Origin of the sequence: Streptomyces sp. STR69, from assembly GCF_024519455.1 — a bacterium.
GTDB lineage: Bacteria > Actinomycetota > Actinomycetes > Streptomycetales > Streptomycetaceae > Streptomyces.
The window spans coordinates 312,191-329,123 of record NZ_JALJRY010000008.1; the positions used below are offsets into that span (position 1 = coordinate 312,191).

The window sequence follows — 16,933 nt, forward strand, 5'->3', positions numbered from 1 at the left end:
CAGGAACAGGCGAAAGGGAGTCTGCAATGGACGAGACAACGCCGGGTCACGGTGCAGCTTCCGATCCCGATTTCAGTCGGGCACGCAGGAATGCGCCGTCCCAGGAGGCGCAGGATTTCACTGCCGCTGATCTCGACGAACTGGACCGCGGAGTCGTGCACGCGCTGCAGATCCACCCCCGGGCCCCGTGGACCCTGGTGGGCGACGTCCTCGGCGTGAACCCGGTGACGGTCGCCCGGCGCTGGCAGCGGCTGGAGGAAGCGGGGCTCGCGTGGGTCACCGCCTATCCACGGCTGTCGGACTCCCGCATCGTGGTGACCGGCGTCGTCGAGGTCGACACCGAACCGGGCGTCGCCGAGGAGGTGGCCCGCGCCCTCGCCGCCGAGCACGTCGTGGCCAACGTCAAGATCACCGCGGGTGGCCGGGACATCGTGACCGCCGTACAGACCAGGGACCTCGACGAACTCGCCCACCTCACCACCCGGCTCTTCCAACAGACCCCGGGCGTACGGGCGACCCGCACCCACGTCTCCACCGGTGTCCCCACCGAGGGCAGCCGCTGGCGGCTGCGCAGTCTCGACGCGGCCCAGTGCGCCCGTATCGAGGCGAGCCAGGCCTCGGACATACCGCCCGACACGGGCACCGGCCCCGCCGCGCCCTGGGACTCCCTGGACGCGCAGCTCCTCGAACTGCTCAGCTCCGACGGCCGGATGTCGATCCGCGCCCTGGCGACCGCCACCGAAGTCGGCCTCACCACGGTGCGCCGCCGCCTCCAGTCGCTGCTGGCCTCACGGGTCAGCCTGCGCTGCGACCTGGCCCGGCCGCTGTCCGGCTGGCCACTGTCGGCGGTGTACTTCGCGTCGGTGCCCGCCCAGTACCTGGAGGAGACCAGCCGCGTCCTGTCCAGTGTCCGCGAGGTCCGCTCCTGCGCGATCACCGCGGGACCGCACAACCTGGTGATCGACGTGTGGCTGCGCGCCCTGGCCGACGTGCACACCTTCGAAGCACATCTGTCGCGCCGGCTGCCACGGCTGGTGATCGACGACCGCTCGGTGGTCCTGCGCACGGTCAAGCACATGGGCCGCCTGCTGGACCGCGACGGCCGCTGCGTCGGTGTCGTGCCCCTGCGCGAACCCCAGGGCACCCACCAGCTCCTCGCGGTACCGGACGACGAACGCCTCTCGCGATGAAGGCCAACGTCACTACTACTGAAGGCTGTTGAGGACCACAGATGCGCTCCATGAACCTGCCCGAGGCCGGCGGCCACCTGCGCTGGATCGACCTCCCCGGCGAGGGCACCGCCCGGGTGTACCTCCACGGGCTGGGCTCCGCGGGCTCCGCCGACTTCGCGGGGGTCGCCGCTCACCCCGACCTGCGGGGCGGACGCGCGATCGTCGTCGACCTGCTCGGCCACGGCTACAGCGACCACCCGAAGGACTTCCCGGGCACCCTGGAGGCCCATGCGGGGACGGTCGCCGCCGTCCTCGACCACTGCGGTATCGCCGACGCCGTGCTCATCGGGCACTCGATGGGCGGCGCCGTCGCGATCGTCCTCGCCGCGACCCGCCCCGACCTGGTCTCCCGCCTCGTCGTCGCCGAACCCAACCTGCGCGCGGGCGGCGGCCTCGGCAGCAGGGCCATCGCCGCATACGGCGAGGCGGACTTCGTCAGCCACGGATTCCGCACGGTCCTGGCCGGCCTTGAGCCCGGCAACGCGGCACGCATGCGCGTGGCCGACCCCGCGATCCTGCACCGCAGCGCCGTCGCCCTGGTGACCGGGACCACCCCGGGAACGGCGGAACTCCTCTACGGCCTTCCCCAGCCGCGCGTGATGTTGATCGGCACCCGCAACCGCCCCTACGCCGACGAGCCCGCCGTCCGGCAGGCCGGCATCCCGGTCGTGGACGTCCCCGACGCGGGCCACAACATGGTGGGGGACAACTTCGAGGGGTTCGTGGCGGCCCTGGTCGCGAGCGGTGCGGGGCCCGTTCCTAGAGGGGAACGTGGAGGGAGTCGTAGCGAGCGAGTCGGGTCGTGATGATGGTCGATGCCTGGGTCAGGGCCGAGAGCAGCCGGGTGATCCTGCTGCCGGCCGTGGGCGCGATGACCGACAGGGCGCCCAGGTAGGTTGCGTCCCGCCCGCGTACGGGCACCGCGACGGCGAGGTAGCCGAGGCGCTTCTCCTCGACCTCGACCGCGTAGCCCTGTTCCCGGATACGGCGGAGTTCGCCGGGCAGTTGGGCGGGGCCGAGCGTGTGCGGGGTGCGGCGGACCATCGAGTGCATGACCTCCCCGAGCGGGTACTGCTCGGGAAGCAGCGCGAGGGTGAGCTTGCCCGCAGCGCTGCTGTGCAGCTCCAGACGTCTGCCGTCGGCGGTGGAGCGGGCCCGGTTGCGGTGGGTGCCGAGGTTCTCGACGCAGAGCAGCTCGGAGTCGTGCGGGATCGCCAGGATGACCGCGTTGTCGAGGCTCTGCGCGAGGCTCTCGATGACGGGCCTGGCCGCCGCGCGCAGGGTGCGCTGCAGCGGGGAGCGCAGGCCCATCGCGTAGAGCCGCACGCCCAGGCGATAGTTGCAGCCGTCCCGTTCCAGGAAGTCGGTGGCGACGAGCTCCTGGCAGAGCCGGTGAACCGTGGCCTTGGCGATGCCGGTACGGTTCCGCAGCTCGGCCAGACCCAGCGAGAAGTCGTCGTCGCCGAAGGCCGACAGGATGAGACTCACCTTGCCGAGCACCGAGTTGGGCCGCTCGTCGCCCTCCCGGACCGTGCCGGCGGTGGTCATCCCGCCGCCACCCAGTCGAGGATGTGCCGGGAGAACTCCTCCGGCAGCTGCTCCGGCACGGGGACATGTCCGCCGGGGATGACCAGCGTCTCGCAGCCGGCGTCCGCGAACTTCTCCAGGCCCGGCATCGAGAAGTGGTCCTCGGAGGCGCAGACGGCGAGGGTCCGGGCGGTGACGAGGGGCAGCCGCTGGTCCAGCATCGAGCCCCGGACCGCCACATGCCCTTCCTCCACCCGGTCCAGCACGGTCAGCGCGTCGACCATGAACCGGTTGAGGGCGGCCTCCTCGCCCTTCTTGTAGAAGGGGCGCCGGAGGTTCCACAGTTCGAGCAGATGCGAGCCGTCGGGGCTGGAGACGACATGGTCGACGGGCTTGCGCCCGTCCACCGTGCTCCGCTTCTCCTCGTCGATGAAGGGCGTGGCGGACAGGAACAGGCTGGAGACCCGTTTGCCGTGGCGCGCGGCGAGCTCCACCGCGATCACCCCGCCGGTGTGGTGGCCCACGAGATGGAATTCCTCCAGGCCCAGTTCCTCGATCAGGTCGTCGGCCGCGTCCGCCCACCGCTCGACGGAGTGGGGTTCGTCGGGTTTCGCGGAGGCGCCGAAGCCCAGGGTGTCCATGGCGATCGCCCGGTGCACGGCGCCGACGCGGGGGAGCACGTCCAGGTACTCGGTCCAGGACCGGGGCGTCTGATGGAGCATCAGTACGGGCTCGCCCGTACCGCACTCGACATAGTGCAACTGACCGAAACGGCTGGGTGCGTAGCCGCGACGCAGTGTGTCCGTCATCAGTGACTCCCTGGTTTGTGACATGCCGTCAGATGGCCCGGTGTCCGTTCGACGAGCGCGGGGCGTTCGCTGCGGCAGCGGTCGTCGGCCAGCCAGCAGCGGGAGGAGAAGGGGCAGCCCGCCGGAATGTCCGAGGGGGAGGGCAGTTCGCCCTTGAGGACGATCTGCTCGCCCGGCCCGTCGTCCCCCGGCTCCAGGACGGACGAGAGCAGCGCCATGGAGTACGGGTGCTGCGGATCCCCGAACAACTCCTTCGCCGGGGCGAGTTCGACGATCGACCCGAGGTACATCACCGCGACCCGCTCGCTGAGGTGGCGGACCACACCGAGGTTGTGCGAGATGAACAAGTAGGCGATGCGGTCGCGCTGTTGGATCTCCTGGAGCAGATTGAGGATCTGCGCCTGGATGGAGACGTCCAGCGCCGACGTCGGCTCGTCGAGCACGATCACGGACGGCTGCGGGGCCAACGCCCGTGCCAGCGCGAGGCGTTGGCGCTGACCGCCGGAGAACTCGTGCGGATAGCGGGCGGCGGCCGACGCGTCGAGGCCGACCTCCTCCAGGACCTCCGCCAGCCGGGTACGGCGTTCCGCGCGCGCCACCCCTCGGGCGCGCAGCGGTTCCTCGATGCTGGCACCGACCGGCAGCCGGGGGTTCAGTGAGCCGTTGGGATCCTGGAACACCATCTGCACCGCACGCCGGAACGCCTTCAGGTCGGCGCTCTTGGGCTTGTGGGTCATGTCCTTGCCCTCGAAGCGCACCGCGCCCCGCGTGGGCCGGTACAACCGGGTCGCGATCCGGCCCAGCGTGCTTTTGCCGCACCCGGACTCGCCGACCAGGCCGACCGTCTCGCCGGGGTTCAGGGCGAGTGTGATGTCGTCGACCGCCCGGACACCGGAGCGGCCCGGGCGACCGCCGAACTCGTGCCCGATGCCGGAGAGTTCGAGCAGCGGCTCGCTCCCGGCCAGGTCGGGCTGCGTCTCAGTCATCGTTTCCTCCGGCTGCGGTCGGGGTGTCGTCCAGGTCACGCCAGCAGCGCGACACCCACCCGTCGCCGACGGGCCGCAACGGCTGGGGCGCGGTACAGGCGTCGGCGGCCAGCGGGCAGCGGGGTGCGAAGCGGCAACCGGGCAACCGGCGGGCGTCGTCGGTGAGTTGGCCGCGGATCGCGGTCAGCGGGGTGCCGTCGCTCTCCCGCATCCGGGGCACCGCCGCGAGCAGCGCCCGGGTGTAGGGATGCCGGGGCGCGTTCAGCACCTGGTCGACGGTGCCGGACTCCACCGCCTGACCGGCGTACATCACCTGTACCCGGCTGCACATGGCGGTGATGACACCGAGGTCGTGCGAGATGAGCAGCATGCCCATGCCGTGCTCCTGCTGGAGCGAGCGCAGCAGGCGCAGGATCTCGGCCTGCACGGTGACGTCGAGGGCGGTCGTCGGCTCATCGGCCAGCAGCAGGCGCGGGTTGCCCGCCATCGCGATGGCGATGACGACGCGCTGCCGCATACCGCCGGACAGTTCGTGCGGGAACTGCCGGGCCCTGCGCTCGGGGGAGGGGATCTCCACCAGCCGCAGCAGGTCGACCGCCCGCTCCTGTGCCTCCTTCCGGCCGGCCTTCCCGTGGATCCGGAGCACCTCGGCGACCTGCGTGCCGACCCGCATGCACGGGTTCAGTGAGGTCATCGGCTCCTGGAAGACCATCGCGACCCGGTCGCCGCGCAGCCGCTCCAGCTCCGCGTCGCCGCTGCCCAGCAGATCCGTACCGCAGGCCACCAGCCGGTCGGCCCGGACGTCGGCGCCCGGGCCCAGCAGCCCCATGGCGGCGAGCGCGACGCTGGACTTGCCGCAGCCGCTCTCGCCGATCAGGCCCACCACTTCGCCCTGTTCGACGCGGAGATCCACACCGGAGACGACGTCCGAGCCGCCGAAGCCGATGCGCAGTCCCGAGACGTCGAGGACCGGGTCGGTGCCGTCGGTCCCGGCACCGACCAGAGAGGGAATCAGGGTGTCCGCTTTCACGACGTCAGCCAGGCGTTCTTGAGGTTGAGGCGGGTCCCCGTGGCGTCCGGCTGGTAGCCGTGCAACTGGTTGCGCCAGGCCTCGCCTCCCCCGGCCTTGGCGTAGGGCACCAGCAGGTAGGCCTCGTCGGCGATGTACTGGGCGAGCTGGTGGTAGAGCGTGATCCGCTTGGCGTTGTCCTGCTCGCTCTTCGCGGCGGCCATCAGGTCCCACAGGTGCTGGTCCTTCACCTTGGTCGCCGGGCTGCCCTTGGCGAACCACAGGTCGAGGTACTGGCTCGGGTCGGCGTTCAGCACGCTGGTCAGCATGATCATGTCGCTGTAGTCGCCGGACAGTACCTTCGGCACGAGACTCGCGAACGGCACGAGCTTGAGGTTGAGGGTGATGCCGACCTTGGACAGCTGGGCCTTCATCAGCTCCATGGCGGAGATGTCGGGACCGTAGGAGGAATCACTCGGGGCGGTCAGTTCGATGCTGACATTGCTCTTGCCGGCGGCCTTGAGCAGGGCCACGGCTTTCGCCTGGTCGTGCTGGTACATCGGGTCGGCGGTGGTGGGCGTGATGCCGTACGGGTCCTGGGGCGGGATGGCGTAGCCGAAGCTGGCGGAGCCGCTGCCCAGCGTCTTGATGAGGGTCTCGCGGTCGATGGCGAGGTTGAACGCCTGCCGCACCCTCTTGTCGGCGAGCGGCCCGCTGAGGGTGTTCATGTTGAGCCACAGACTGGAGACGATGGGCCTGTTGGCCTCGGTGACACCGCTGGTGCTCTTGATGTCGCTCACCGTGCGCAGGTCGCGGAAGGACATCAGCTGCACCGAGTTGGAGCGCAGGGAGGCCACCCGGGAGGTCTCGTCGGGGATGAGCCGGTAGATCACCGTGTCGAGGTACGGCTTCGGCTTGTCCCAGTAGCCCTTGTAGCCGGAGAGCGTGATGGAGATGCCCTTCGACCACTTCTTCAGCGAGAAGGGTCCGGTGCCGTTCTCCGACGTCTTGAGCTGGTCCGCGGTCCGGGACGTCGTCCACTTCTTGCTCATGATGGCCCCGCTCCACGGGCGGGCCAGGAAGTTGTACAGCGACGGCTGAGGCGAGCTGAGCTTGACCTCGACGGTACTGGCGTCCACGGCTGTGACCGTCTTGATCCGGTACTGCTGGGTGTACGGCGACTTCGTCGCAGGATTCACCAGCCGCTCCAGGCTGAAGATCACGTCGTCGGTGGTGAGCTTGGTGCCGTCGTGGAAGGTGACGCCGTCGCGGAGTGTGAAGCGGTGGGTGGTCGCATCCACCTGCTGGTAGCTCTTGGCAAGACCGGGTTTGATCTGGCCCTTGCTGTCCAGGCTCAGCAGGCCCTCGTAGAACTCCGAGACGATCTGCTGGTCGAAGAACGCCTGGGCCACCTGCGGGTCGAAGCCGACCGTGGGCTCCGCGTCGAGCCCGATGGTGAGGGTTCCTCCCTTGACCGGCTTCCCGGAGGTGCTGCCGGCCGTGGTGGCCGTACCGCCGCAGGCGGCCAGCAGCAGACCGGCGAATGTGCTGCCGCCGAGTGCCAGCGCGTTTCTGCGCGTGAAGGTGTGGTTCGTCATCATGACCGCCTGTTTCTCAAGAACGTGAGGGTGAAGTGACGTGGTGCGGGCGCCTGTTCAGGGCGTGCGGCGCTTGCCGCGCGGGTTCAGCTGTTCCTGCAGGCCGTCGGAGATGAGACCGAAGGCCGCCGTGGCGATGGCCAGGGTGATGCCGGGGACGATCACCAGCAGCGGGTCGTCCTTCATATAGCGCTGGCCCTCGAAGATCATCCGGCCCCAACTGGGCGTCGGCGGCTGGATGCCGAGGCCCAGATAGCTCAGGGACGCCTCGACGAGGACGCAGGTCGCCGCCGTGTTCGCGTACTGGACGAGCGCGGAGGACAGCACGTTCGGCAGCACATGGCGGACGATGATCACCGGGGTCGGCACCCCGGCGATCCGGGCCGCCGACACGAAGTCGCGCTCGCGGACGGTGAGCGCCGGGGCCCGCACGATCCGCGAGAAGTACGGGACGAAGATCAGGCCCATGCCCCCGATGAGGACCCACATGCTAGGGGTGAAGACCGACACCAGCACAAGTGCCAGCAGCACCGCGGGAATGGACATCGCGGTGTCCATCGCCGCCATCAGGACCGCGTCCAGCCGGCGGGCGTTGTAGCCGGCGACGAGCCCGATGGGGATGCCGATCAGCGCGGCGAGCGTGGTCGCGCCGAAGGCCACCAGAAGGGACTGGCGGGCCGCGCCGAAGGTCCGGGTGAACAGGTCACGGCCGAGGTTGTCGGTGCCCAGCCAGTGGCTGCCCGAGGGGCCGGTGAGCAGCGAGTCGCTGACGTCCGTCGTCGCGTAGCGGCCGAAGACGCCGATGACCAGGGACAGCAGCACCATCCCGCCGAGGACGCAGACACCCGTGGTCAGCGTCGCGTTCCAGCCGAGGCGCGGCCTGCGCCGGCGCGCCGCGGGGACGGTGACGGCGGGCGCGGTGGATTCAACCGTCACGGCGTGCTCCTGTCGTCCGGATACGGGGGTCGATGAGGGGATAGACCAGGTCGGTCAGCAGGTTGATCAGCACGTAGGAGGCACCGAGGGCGAGGATCGCGCCCTGGATCACCGTGAAGTCGTGCTGGGTGATGGAGTTGACGATCAGCGAACCGAGGCCGGGGAGCGCGAAGACCTGCTCGATGATCACGGTGCCGCCGACGAGCACTCCGAGCTGGAGCCCGCCGGCGGTGACCACCGGTACCAGCGCGTTGCGCAGCGCGTGCCGCAGCATCAGCCGCCGTCGCCCCGCGCCCTTCGCCGCCGCCGTCCGCATGAAGTCCTGGCCCTCGACGTCGAGGACGGCGGCCCGCATGTACCGGCAGAGGGTCGCGCCGAACGGGATGCCCAGGGCGACGGCGGGGAGCAGCAGCACCTGGAGGTTGAGCAGCGGATCCTGCGAGAACGGCACGAAGGAGAACAGCGGCCAGGTCGGTGCCAGGGTGCTGAACAGGAGGACCATGACCGTACCGACCACGAAGGGCGGGACGGAGAGCCCGAGGAACGCGGCGCTGTTGACCGCGCGGTCCCTGGCGCGCCCCTGGTGCATGGCCGACCAGATGCCCGCCGGAATGCCCCACAGGACCGCGATCACCGCCGCGTAGACGGCGAGTTCCAGGCTCACCGGGAGGCGGGCGGCGACCTGTGCGCCGACGCTCTGTCCGTCCAGCAGGGACGAACCGAGGTCGCCCCGGACGGCGTGCCCGATCCAGGTCAGGTACTGCGACCACACGGGCTGGTCGAGCCCCAGTTGGTGGGTGATCTGGGCGCGCAGCTGGGGAGTCGAGTCCTGGCCGGCGATCAGGGTCGCCGGGTCACCGGGGACCAGGTGCGCCAGGGCGAACACGATGGCGCTGAGGCAGAGGACCACCGCGAGCGAGCGGACCAGACGGATCGAGAGGTAGCGCAGCACTGGATCTCTCCCTAGATCGCGACGGCGGGTGCCGACGCCCGGGCCGTCGTCGGGCGGTCCGGATCGGAGGAAGTACGGTGTCGCGAGGCCAGCGCGCCGGGCACGGCCTCGGCCGCGTTCGGGTCGAACGCCCGGCCCTCGCGGAACACCGCGCGCAGCCGGCGCCGGTCGGCGAGCACACTCAGGTCGGCGAGCGGGTCGCCGTCCACCAGCAGCAGGTCCGCCCACTTGCCCGGCGCGACCGTCCCCGTCCGGGCACCGAGCCCGAGGGCCTCGGCGGCGGCCGAGGTCGCCGCGACCAGGACCTCGGCCGGAGTCATGCCGATCTGCTCGTGCAGCAGTTGCAGTTCGCGGGCGTGGTTCCCGAAACGCATCGTGTTGGAGGAGTCGCTGCCCGCGATGATCCGCACTCCGGCCCGATGGGCCCGGCGCACCGACGCCAGCCGGCGCTCGCGCAGCAGCTCCGCCTTGTCCAACTGCTCGGCGACCAGCCCGCGTTCGGCCCCGTGCTCCGTCATGAACTCGCTGATCGACAGGGTCGGGCACAGGAACGTGCCTTGCCCGAGCATCAGCTCCACGAGATCCTCGTCGAGGTCGGAGCCGTGCTCCAGGGTGTCCACCCCGGCGACCAGCGCCGCCGTGATCCCGGCCCGCGTGTGTGCGTGGGCCGCCACCCGCAGGTCCAGGGCGTGTGCCTCGTCGACGATCGCGTCGATCTCGGCGTCCGTGTAGTTGCGCCACCCGGTCTTGTCGCCGACGGAGAGCGTGCCACCGCTGGTGCAGATCTTGATCAGGTCCACGCCCATCCGGGCGTACTCCCGGACCCGCTTGCGGCACTCGTCCGCGCCGTCCGCCGGCGGCCACATGCGCTTCTCGTCGAGGGTGGCCGGACAGAACATGTCGCCGTGCCCCGCCGTCATGCCCACGAGCCCCGAGGCGACGACCCGCGCCCCGTCGAGGACGTGCTCGTCCATCACATGCTTGACGGCCACCTCGGGCAGCGAGCCCGCGGTGTCCCGGACCGTGGTGAAACCCGACCGCAGCGCCTCACGGGCGTTGGCCGCGGCATGCAGGGTCTGTTCCTCCGTCGAGGTCAGCATGTTCCACAGCCGCACGTCCTGCGGCCGGGTGCCCGCGTTGGACCGCAGATGCACATGGCAGTCGATGAGTCCGGGCAGCAGGGTCGTCCCCCGCAGGTCGTACACCGTGTCCGACGGGTGTGTCGCCACCGTGTCCGTGGCACCCACCTCGGCGATCACGGCGCCGTCGATCACCACGGCCATGTCGGTCCGTGCGGCACCTCCGGTGCCGTCGACCAACGTCATTCCCGCCAGGACTGTTCGCTCCGTCATAAGACCGTGTTCACTCCTCTCCGTGGGACTGGTACAGAGGAGTGTGGGGCGGTGGTGATGTCACCGTGTTCCGGTGCAGCTTTCGCTTGGAATTCACAAGGGACGCGCAGGATTGCGCCACCCCTGGAAGCGCAGATTTGCGCCACCCGCACCGGCTCACAGACCGCTCACGAACGCCGTGTCGGCGCCCACCGGACCCAGGGCGGTAGCCCCGCCGGGAGTGCCCAGCGGGGCCGTACGGCCGGACAGGGGCTCCTCGAAGAAGCGGCGGTTGTCGGCGCGGTGCTCCGGGTCGGCGAGCCGGTCGACGGTGATCGCCTGCTCGGGGCAGGCCGTCTCGCAGGCGCCGCAGTCGATGCACTCCACCGGGTTGATGTAGAGCTTGCGCTCGCCCTCGTAGATGCAGTCGACCGGGCACTCCTCCATGCAGGACCGGTCCATGATGTCGACGCAGGCCGATCCGATGACGTAGGCCATGACTAGCTCTCCTTCTCGGTGGAATGCCCGGGGAACAGCGCTGCCTCCGGGTCGATGACGGTGGCCGCGTTGTTCACGGCTGTGGCGGCCTCGCCGAAGCCGACCGAGATCAGCCGGACCTTGCCCGGGTAGTCGGTGATGTCGCCGGCGGCGAACACGCGGGGGAGGTTGGTGGACATACGGGTGTCCACGGCGATCCGCCGGGCCTGGAGTTCCAGTCCCCAGGTCTGGAGCGGACCCAGATCGGCGAGGAAACCGAGGGCGGCGACGACGGTCCGGGCGGGCAGCACCCGGGTCGTCTTCTCGACCCGGTGCCGCACCTCGACCCGCTCGACCCCCGACTCGCCGTGCAGGGCGCTCACTTCGGAGTCGGTGACGACCTCGACGCCGAGCGCGCGCACCTTCTCCACGCTCGCCGCGTGCGCCCGGAAACGGGCGTTGCGGTGGACGAGGGTGACGGACCGGGCGATCGGGGCGAGCAGCGCCGCCCAGTCGAAGGCGCTGTCACCGCCGCCGACGACGACCACGTCGTGGTCGGTGTGCTCGGCCGGGTTCGGTACGAAGTACACCTGCCCGCGCCCGAGATAGGCCTCCCCCGCAGGCAGCGGCCTGGGCGTGAACGTCCCCACCCCGCCCGTGATCACAACCGCCCCCGCCCGTACGACGGTTCCCCGGTCGGTGCGGACGAGGGGGTGACCGTCGCGGTCGTGGGCCAGTTCCTCGGCCCGTTCTCCCAGGAGGTAGCGGACGTCGTACGGCGCGGCCTGCGCGACGAGGTTGTCGACCAGGTCGCGACCGCGCACCGAGGGGAACCCGGCGATGTCGAAGATGGGCTTCTCCGGGTACATGGCGCTGATCTGGCCGCCGCACTGGGGCAGTACGTCCATGACCGTGACGCGCAGTCCGCGGAAGCCCGCATAGTAGGCGCCGTAGAGGCCGGAAGGGCCGGCGCCGATGATCAGGATGTCGGTCTCGATCACCGGTGACTCGACCGGCTCGTGAAGATGAACGCTCATGGTTCAGGAGCGTAGGAACGGGTGACCCTCCGCCCAATGGAACCGGTCCGGCTGCCGGGACGCCCAGGTCAGACGAGGGCGAGTTCGACCGTTCCCGTCACACACGGGGTGCCGTCGTCCTTGACGACGGCCACGTCCAGGGACACCCGGGCACCCTCCACCGCGCGCACGGTCGCGGTCCAGGTGAGTGGTTCACCGGCCACGGCGGTCGTACGGTTGCGCCAACTCACCGTCTCAAGACGGGAGTTCGGCCCGGCCCACGCCAACGCGTACCGGGTGAGGGTCTCGCTGTGCAGGGTGGACTGTACGACGACGTCCGGGAAGCCCTCCGAGGCGGCGAAGCCGGCGTCGTAGTGGATGCGGTGGGAGTTCCAGGACACGGCGCTGAAGCGGAAGAGCTGGACCGTGCTGTGCTGGTACCGCTGTGGCGGGCAACTGTCGCCGGCGACCGGCGTGCTCATGCGGCTCCAGCGGGGTCGAGGGCCTCCTGGACGACGATCGTCTCGTCCACGGCGGTCAGTTCGGTACCGTCCGCCGTCGTGAAGCGGGTGGTGAGGCCCAGCAGGACGAACGGGCCGGAGCGGCCCTGCTTGCGTTCGGCGGAGGTGACCGCGCGGGAGGCGGTGACCCGGCTGCCCGCGACCGGGGCCCGCAGCAGCCGTACCCTCTGCCCGCCGTGCACCTGGCGGACCGGCAGGCCCTCGGTGCACGGTGACTCGCGGGCGGCCAGTCCGTCCGGCCTCAACTCCCCTTCGGGCGGCCCGTCTTCCCAGCTCATGGTGGCCGCGAGGAACAGCGCGGGAGCCTCCACGGGCGCGCCCGCCGCGTCCTGTTCGCGGGCGCGGCGGATGTAGCCGGCGTCGTTGAGCGCGGCGGCGTACCGGCAGAAGTCCTTGACGGTCATCGTGCCGCAGTCCTCGTCCTCCCAGTGGCCGACCAAGCTCCGGGCCCGGGCCAGCACCTCGTCCAGGGCGCTCACAGGGCCGACCGCAGCGCCCGGCCGATGCCAAGGCCCGCGGTGCGCAGCGCGCTCGCGTGCGCGGCGGCGTCCACCCGGTAGGTCGGCGCGGTGATCGACAGGGCGCCGGCGAGCGTGTTCTGCCGCCCGAAGACCGGCACCGCCATGCTCATGTAACCGAGTCTGACCTCCTCCGCCTCGGTCGCGAGGCGCTCCTCCCGGATCCGCTCCACCTGGGCGCGCAGCCGTCCGGGCGAGGTGATGGTGTGCCGGGTGAACGGTTTCAGCCCGTTCCTGACCACCTCACCGAACAGGGCGGCCGGGGAGAAGGCCAGGATCGCCTTGCCCGTGGCGGTGCAGTAGAGCGGGAGCCGCCCCGCCACCCGGGACTCCTCGCTCAGGCCCCGGTGCGGCAGGATCTTCTCCAGATAGACGACGTCGAGACCGTCGTGGATCGCGAAGTGGATCGTCTCCTGCGTGGCCAGCAGCAGATCCTCCATGTACGGCTGGGCCACCTCGCGCAGGATCCGCTGCCGGTGCACCCGCTGCCCGATCTCGAAGAGCCTGAGGCCGAGCCGGTAGTCGCACCCCGCCCGCTCCAACAGCCCCCAGACGACCAGCTCTTGGCACAGCCGGTGCACGGTGGCCTTCGCGACTCCCGTACGGCGCACCAGATCCGCGAGGGAGAGCGACTCGTCGTCGACGGTGAACGCCTCCAGGATTGGTCGCACCTTGCCCAGGACGGAGTTCATCGAGTCCGGCCCCAGGGACGGTCCGGTCGCGGGAGGCGGGGGAGCGGGGGCCACGGCGCGGGCGATCGGGACGACGGTCATGGCAGACACCTCACGATCAGGGGTTACGGCTGGAATCTCACGATCAGTGACCGGACGACGACTCGGCGAGGAACGCGAGACTCAGCGGGTTGTACAGCGTGGCCTTCTCATGTTGCGGCCAATGTCCGCATTCGGTGAAGACCTCAAGCCTCGCTCCCGGAATCGCGCCGGCGATCGCCTCGGCCTCCGGAACGTCCCCGAGCGGGTTCTTGTTGCCCCACACCACCAGCGTCGGGGCCTTGATCCGCGCCATGCGGTCGGGGCGCAGCAGATTCCGCTCACGGGCCTCGACCTCCTGGAGGGCGAGCAGGTTGTGCAGGTTCCGCTGGAAGTCGGGGTGGTGGTAGATCTCGTAGCGCACCTGGGTCAGCTCCTCGCCCAGGTCCTCGTCCCAGTGGGCCCACAGCAGGGCCAGCCGGTCGCGGGTGTAGGAGATCTCGGGCTCCATGGCCGCGGCGCGGGTGGAGGTCTTCAGCCGCTCCATCACCGCCGGGTTGATCTTCGTGCCGCCCATGCACAGGAGCTGGAGGGAGGCGACCCGGTCCGGGTACTCGCTCGCGGCCCACGATCCGACCCAGCCGCCCAGCGACTCGCCGACCAGGTGCGCGCGCTCGGCGCCCACCGCGTCGAGGTAGGCCATCAGGTGGTCGACGTACGCGGGGATCTCACCCGGGCGATCCGGCTTGCCGGTGTAGCCGTGGCCGAGCATGTCGATGGCGTGGCAGCGGTAGCCCGCCTCGGCGTGCGCCGGGATGTTGCGGACGAAGGCCTCCAGGTGGCCCGTCGTGCCGTGCAGGAACACCACGTGCTCGCCGTCCTCGGGGCCGGCCTGGAGCGCGCGGGTGGTGATATCGCCGGTCTCGACGTACGCGTGGCGGTAGTCGATGCCCGAGAGTTCGGTCCAGATGCTCATGACTGCCTTACTGCCTTTCGGTGGGGGCCTGTTGGGGGTCGAGGACGGCTACGCCCATCCCGGTGAGCCACTCGGGCATCGGTTCGTACGCCAGCCGGCGGCCGGGCACGTGGTCGAGCACGGCCGACATCAGCAGCCAGGTGCGCAGCTCCTGCGCCCCGTTGCCGGCGACCTTCTCCAACTCCTCGGTGCTGTATGCGGTGATGCGGCTGATCTCGCCCCGTTCGACCAGGGACAGAAACTCGTTGTCGAACTCCGGGTTGAGGGCGGCCTCGGCGGCGCGGATGATCTCGCGGCGCCGGACGTCGTAGTCCTGCCAGTTCTCCCGGCCGTTGAGCCAGGCGCCGACCATGAACTCCTCGTCGTCGCCGTGCGGTTCGCGCCAGTCCGGCCAGGGCAGCCGGTGCGAGAGCCCGCCCGAGCCGACCACCGCGACCCGCCGGTCGCCGGGGAAGGAGAGGACGGCTTCCCGGATCGCGCGGCCCAGGTCCTCGCAGCGGGTGAGGGTGGGCAGGGGCGGGGCGAAGACGTTCACGACGATCGGCACGATCTCCACGTCCATGCCCTCGAAGAGGTACTGGATCGCGTGCGACTGACCGTGGTCGATCTGGAGTCTGGCGGAGAACGCCGGGTCGAAACTCCCGCTCTCCACAAGGGAGTTGGCGAGGTGCCGGGCCAGCGGAATATCGACCGGCTGGGGCCCCTTCGGAGTCCCCGACTCACCGCTCGCGACGCACTCGCCGACGCCGATGGTGAAGCTCGGGATCAGGTCCAGCCAGAAACCCCGGAAGTGGTTCGAGCCGATGAGGATCACCGTGTCCGGGCGGGCCGCCAGCAGCGCGTCCCGGGCCTCGGACAGCGCGTCGCGGAACCGCTCCGCCCGGTCCTTGTGGAAGGTCTGCTCCCAATGGGTGTTCATCAGCGTGCTGTGCGAGGCGCCCACGCCCAGGACGATCTCCGTCATGCCGCTCTCCCTTCCATCTCGGCGCGGGACCGGGTCACCGTGTCGACCGCCGTACGGATCAGATGGCGCGTCAGTTTCTCCATGGCCCGCACGGAGACCGTGTTCATGCCCCGCGCGAAGTCGATGTCGAAGAGGGAGTCGGTGACCTTCGGCATGCCGACCCGTACGGTCGGGATGCCGCGCCCGCGAAGGATGTTGGCGTCGGTGGCACCGCTGTTGCCCCGGATCACCTCGTGCTCGCGCCCCTCGAAGGCGGCCCAACTCGCCGTCGCACTGCGGCAGATCCAGCTCTCGGGGTCCGTGCTGGTGCCGGGGATGGCCAGCACCATCTCGGCGCCGACGTCGATGTTCTTGTCACGCAGGGCGCCGATGGCCGCCATGAACTCCCGCTTCGCCTGCATCGGCGTCGTGTCCGGGCCGATCCGCAGGTCCACCATGAGGGTGCAGGAGGCCGGTGTCACCGCCGCCATCCGGGGCCAACCCCCTTGTATCGAGGAGACGATGCCCTGCGGTGCGACCGTGCCGGAGGTGTGCCGTTCGGCGTACTCGACGAACCACTCCTCCAGATGCCGGGCGACCTCTCCGGCGCGCGCTACGGCGTTGTCGTAGGGGAGGCGGTGGCGGGAGCCGACGTAGGTGTGGGTGCCGTGGACCGTCACCTCGAACCAGACGAGGCCGACCTCGTCCCAGGAGACCGTCCAGCCGGGTTTGGCGATGAGCGCGTAGTCGGTCCACATGCCCTGCTCCAACAGGAACGAACAGCCCACGCCCTGGCCGGTGTTGAGGCGGCTGGAGCCGGGGCGGGCGTTGGTGGGCATGCCGCCCGCGCCGAAGGCCGCGACCAGGTCGCCGGTGAGCGGGACGCCGGCCAGCGCGATCGCCTCGGCGGCCATCATCACGCAGGCGGCGTGGCCCTTCGGGTTGGAGGCGCCGAGGCCGACGACGAGATCGTCGTGGACGGTGGCACGCGGACGCATGTCGTCCCGCAACTCCGGCCCGATCCACGGGAGATCCTCGCTCTCCTCGCCCACCGTCAGGGTGTCGATCGGCGCGTAGAGCATCAGGTCGGGGCCGCTGCCGTCGCCGGAGAGCCGGGCCCAGGCGTTGGCCTGCCGGTCGTCCAGCCGCTGAACGCGGGCCGGACAGCCGGCCGTTGTGAGGGTGTCGGCGATGTGCGCGGCGAGCGGGCCCTCGTCGCCGGTCGGGGACGGGACCTCGACGAGCCCGGTGATCAGGTCGCGCAGCCGGTCGGCGGTGACGTGCCGCCAGGCGTCGGCGGTCCAGGCCGCACGTCTGTCGTCCAGACCGGCCAACTCGCCCTCGGCGCTCACTGGTTGATCCTGTGTACCTGAGTCATCGTCGTACGCTCGA

At 70.4% G+C, this 16,933-nt stretch carries 18 protein-coding genes; 2 read left to right on the forward strand and 16 right to left on the reverse strand.

From position 1 onward, the window contains the following. Window positions 1–26 precede the first annotated feature (26 nt). Together OC490_RS17660 and OC490_RS17665 are read left to right on the forward strand one after the other, a co-directional pair. Complete coding sequence (locus tag OC490_RS17660) at window positions 27–1,190, forward strand: Lrp/AsnC family transcriptional regulator (RefSeq protein WP_262058905.1); 1,164 nt, start codon at window positions 27–29, stop codon at window positions 1,188–1,190. A gap of 41 nt (window positions 1,191–1,231) precedes the next feature. Beyond that, window positions 1,232–2,038 (forward strand): alpha/beta fold hydrolase, encoded by an 807-nt coding sequence (locus tag OC490_RS17665; RefSeq protein WP_262058906.1) that lies wholly within the window; start codon window positions 1,232–1,234, stop codon window positions 2,036–2,038. Here the strand turns inward: OC490_RS17665 and OC490_RS17670 are convergent. From OC490_RS17670 to OC490_RS17745, 16 genes are all read right to left on the reverse strand, one after another. Continuing rightward, window positions 1,992–2,780 carry an IclR family transcriptional regulator gene (locus OC490_RS17670; RefSeq protein WP_262058907.1) on the reverse strand — a complete coding sequence of 263 codons (789 nt, stop codon included), beginning with the start codon at window positions 2,778–2,780 and terminating at the stop codon, window positions 1,992–1,994. The two genes, OC490_RS17665 and OC490_RS17670, sit on opposite strands and share 47 nt — an antisense overlap. After that, window positions 2,777–3,568, reverse strand: coding sequence for an alpha/beta fold hydrolase (locus OC490_RS17675; RefSeq protein ID WP_262058908.1), 792 nt, complete (start codon window positions 3,566–3,568; stop codon window positions 2,777–2,779). The genes OC490_RS17670 and OC490_RS17675 overlap by 4 nt, the downstream gene beginning before the upstream one ends. Beyond that, window positions 3,568–4,554 carry an ABC transporter ATP-binding protein gene (locus OC490_RS17680; RefSeq protein WP_262058909.1) on the reverse strand — a complete coding sequence of 329 codons (987 nt, stop codon included), beginning with the start codon at window positions 4,552–4,554 and terminating at the stop codon, window positions 3,568–3,570. The genes OC490_RS17675 and OC490_RS17680 overlap by 1 nt, the downstream gene beginning before the upstream one ends. Beyond that, window positions 4,547–5,584 carry an ABC transporter ATP-binding protein gene (locus OC490_RS17685; RefSeq protein ID WP_262058910.1) on the reverse strand — a complete coding sequence of 346 codons (1,038 nt, stop codon included), beginning with the start codon at window positions 5,582–5,584 and terminating at the stop codon, window positions 4,547–4,549. Before OC490_RS17685 ends, OC490_RS17680 begins: the two co-directional genes overlap by 8 nt. Beyond that, window positions 5,581–7,164, reverse strand: coding sequence for an ABC transporter substrate-binding protein (locus OC490_RS17690; protein WP_262058911.1), 1,584 nt, complete (start codon window positions 7,162–7,164; stop codon window positions 5,581–5,583). The genes OC490_RS17685 and OC490_RS17690 overlap by 4 nt, the downstream gene beginning before the upstream one ends. 54 nt (window positions 7,165–7,218) lie before the next feature. Next, window positions 7,219–8,097 carry an ABC transporter permease gene (locus OC490_RS17695; protein WP_262058912.1) on the reverse strand — a complete coding sequence of 293 codons (879 nt, stop codon included), beginning with the start codon at window positions 8,095–8,097 and terminating at the stop codon, window positions 7,219–7,221. Next, window positions 8,087–9,049 carry an ABC transporter permease gene (locus tag OC490_RS17700; protein WP_262058913.1) on the reverse strand — a complete coding sequence of 321 codons (963 nt, stop codon included), beginning with the start codon at window positions 9,047–9,049 and terminating at the stop codon, window positions 8,087–8,089. The genes OC490_RS17695 and OC490_RS17700 overlap by 11 nt, the downstream gene beginning before the upstream one ends. Before the next feature lie 11 nt (window positions 9,050–9,060). Next, complete coding sequence (locus OC490_RS17705) at window positions 9,061–10,401, reverse strand: metal-dependent hydrolase family protein (protein WP_262058914.1); 1,341 nt, start codon at window positions 10,399–10,401, stop codon at window positions 9,061–9,063. A 156-nt stretch (window positions 10,402–10,557) separates the two neighbouring features. Continuing rightward, window positions 10,558–10,878 (reverse strand): ferredoxin, encoded by a 321-nt coding sequence (gene fdxA, locus OC490_RS17710; RefSeq protein ID WP_262058915.1) that lies wholly within the window; start codon window positions 10,876–10,878, stop codon window positions 10,558–10,560. 2 nt (window positions 10,879–10,880) lie between these two features. Beyond that, complete coding sequence (locus tag OC490_RS17715; RefSeq protein ID WP_262058916.1) at window positions 10,881–11,894, reverse strand: NAD(P)/FAD-dependent oxidoreductase; 1,014 nt, start codon at window positions 11,892–11,894, stop codon at window positions 10,881–10,883. A gap of 68 nt (window positions 11,895–11,962) precedes the next feature. Beyond that, complete coding sequence (locus OC490_RS17720) at window positions 11,963–12,355, reverse strand: MaoC/PaaZ C-terminal domain-containing protein (protein WP_262058917.1); 393 nt, start codon at window positions 12,353–12,355, stop codon at window positions 11,963–11,965. Next, the gene (locus OC490_RS17725; RefSeq protein WP_262058918.1) at window positions 12,352–12,873 is read right to left on the reverse strand and encodes a MaoC family dehydratase N-terminal domain-containing protein; all 522 of its coding nucleotides are present in this window, start codon (window positions 12,871–12,873) and stop codon (window positions 12,352–12,354) included. Before OC490_RS17725 ends, OC490_RS17720 begins: the two co-directional genes overlap by 4 nt. Beyond that, complete coding sequence (locus OC490_RS17730) at window positions 12,870–13,685, reverse strand: IclR family transcriptional regulator (RefSeq protein WP_262058919.1); 816 nt, start codon at window positions 13,683–13,685, stop codon at window positions 12,870–12,872. The genes OC490_RS17725 and OC490_RS17730 overlap by 4 nt, the downstream gene beginning before the upstream one ends. A 43-nt stretch (window positions 13,686–13,728) precedes the next feature. Next, window positions 13,729–14,598 carry an alpha/beta fold hydrolase gene (locus OC490_RS17735; protein WP_262058920.1) on the reverse strand — a complete coding sequence of 290 codons (870 nt, stop codon included), beginning with the start codon at window positions 14,596–14,598 and terminating at the stop codon, window positions 13,729–13,731. A 7-nt stretch (window positions 14,599–14,605) separates the two neighbouring features. Further along, the gene (locus OC490_RS17740; protein ID WP_262058921.1) at window positions 14,606–15,562 is read right to left on the reverse strand and encodes a catechol 1,2-dioxygenase; all 957 of its coding nucleotides are present in this window, start codon (window positions 15,560–15,562) and stop codon (window positions 14,606–14,608) included. Further along, the gene (locus OC490_RS17745) at window positions 15,559–16,893 is read right to left on the reverse strand and encodes a M20 family metallopeptidase (protein WP_262058922.1); all 1,335 of its coding nucleotides are present in this window, start codon (window positions 16,891–16,893) and stop codon (window positions 15,559–15,561) included. Before OC490_RS17745 ends, OC490_RS17740 begins: the two co-directional genes overlap by 4 nt. Window positions 16,894–16,933: the final 40 nt, after the last annotated feature.

Bases quoted from the DNA above. Each gene is read 5' to 3' on its own strand.
- OC490_RS17660 (WP_262058905.1), top strand. From the start codon at position 27: ATGGACGAGACAACGCCGGGTCACGGTGCAGCTTCCGATCCCGATTTC.
- OC490_RS17665 (WP_262058906.1), top strand. From the start codon at position 1,232: ATGCGCTCCATGAACCTGCCCGAGGCCGGCGGCCACCTGCGCTGGATC.
- OC490_RS17670 (WP_262058907.1), bottom strand. From the start codon at position 2,780: ATGACCACCGCCGGCACGGTCCGGGAGGGCGACGAGCGGCCCAACTCG.
- OC490_RS17675 (WP_262058908.1), bottom strand. From the start codon at position 3,568: ATGACGGACACACTGCGTCGCGGCTACGCACCCAGCCGTTTCGGTCAG.
- OC490_RS17680 (WP_262058909.1), bottom strand. From the start codon at position 4,554: ATGACTGAGACGCAGCCCGACCTGGCCGGGAGCGAGCCGCTGCTCGAA.
- OC490_RS17690 (WP_262058911.1), bottom strand. From the start codon at position 7,164: ATGATGACGAACCACACCTTCACGCGCAGAAACGCGCTGGCACTCGGC.
- OC490_RS17705 (WP_262058914.1), bottom strand. From the start codon at position 10,401: ATGACGGAGCGAACAGTCCTGGCGGGAATGACGTTGGTCGACGGCACC.
- fdxA (WP_262058915.1), bottom strand. From the start codon at position 10,878: ATGGCCTACGTCATCGGATCGGCCTGCGTCGACATCATGGACCGGTCC.
- OC490_RS17715 (WP_262058916.1), bottom strand. From the start codon at position 11,894: ATGAGCGTTCATCTTCACGAGCCGGTCGAGTCACCGGTGATCGAGACC.
- OC490_RS17720 (WP_262058917.1), bottom strand. From the start codon at position 12,355: ATGAGCACGCCGGTCGCCGGCGACAGTTGCCCGCCACAGCGGTACCAG.
- OC490_RS17730 (WP_262058919.1), bottom strand. From the start codon at position 13,685: ATGACCGTCGTCCCGATCGCCCGCGCCGTGGCCCCCGCTCCCCCGCCT.
- OC490_RS17735 (WP_262058920.1), bottom strand. From the start codon at position 14,598: ATGAGCATCTGGACCGAACTCTCGGGCATCGACTACCGCCACGCGTAC.
- OC490_RS17740 (WP_262058921.1), bottom strand. From the start codon at position 15,562: ATGACGGAGATCGTCCTGGGCGTGGGCGCCTCGCACAGCACGCTGATG.